Annotated in this window: 2 tRNA genes; both read left to right on the top strand. The window is 44.8% G+C overall.

Annotation, left to right across the window (positions count from 1 at the left end):
* Positions 1-252: 252 nt before the first annotated feature.
* Positions 253-329, top strand: a tRNA-Ile gene (locus tag L2730_RS21895).
* Between the two features lie 123 nt (positions 330-452).
* Positions 453-528 (top strand) — tRNA-Ala (locus L2730_RS21890).
* Positions 529-543 lie beyond the last annotated feature (15 nt).

Below are 543 nucleotides of genomic sequence, written 5' to 3'. Positions count from 1 at the left end.
GGGGAACCTGGGGCTGGATCACCTCCTTACCTATACGACTAACTCGCATCTGAAGTAAGAAATTACGTTTGAGTGTTCACACAGATTTGTTTGTTATAAAGAAAGAGCAAAAATATACGTGTCTAAGTTTAGACGACGTTAATTTGTTTCAAGTCAAGGCACTTGAGGAGCGAAAGAGGGAGTGTAGTTCACTACATGACTGATTGAGCAACGAAAGTAACGATGAGTTGAGGCAAAGGAACAAGTATAAATGGGTCTGTAGCTCAGCTGGTTAGAGCGCACCCCTGATAAGGGTGAGGTCGGTGGTTCAAGTCCACTCTGACCCACCAAAATCTTTCCTACTCTGCGTTAGATAGTGACTCGTTTAAGAAAGCTAAACGTCGCCACCATCTGCCTTGATTAGAAAAGATTTGGTCATTTATACGTATATATTTGTTTGACTGCATGTAAATGGGGCTATAGCTCAGCTGGGAGAGCGCCTGCCTTGCACGCAGGAGGTCTGCGGTTCGATCCCGCATAGCTCCACCATTTACTTGCTTTAGG

Origin of the sequence: Shewanella kaireitica (genome assembly GCF_023284045.1) — a bacterium.
Classification (GTDB): Bacteria; Pseudomonadota; Gammaproteobacteria; order Enterobacterales; family Shewanellaceae; genus Shewanella; species Shewanella kaireitica.
The sequence above is the reverse complement of the archived record's forward strand: the minus strand, read 5'-3'. Positions and strand labels throughout refer to the sequence as shown.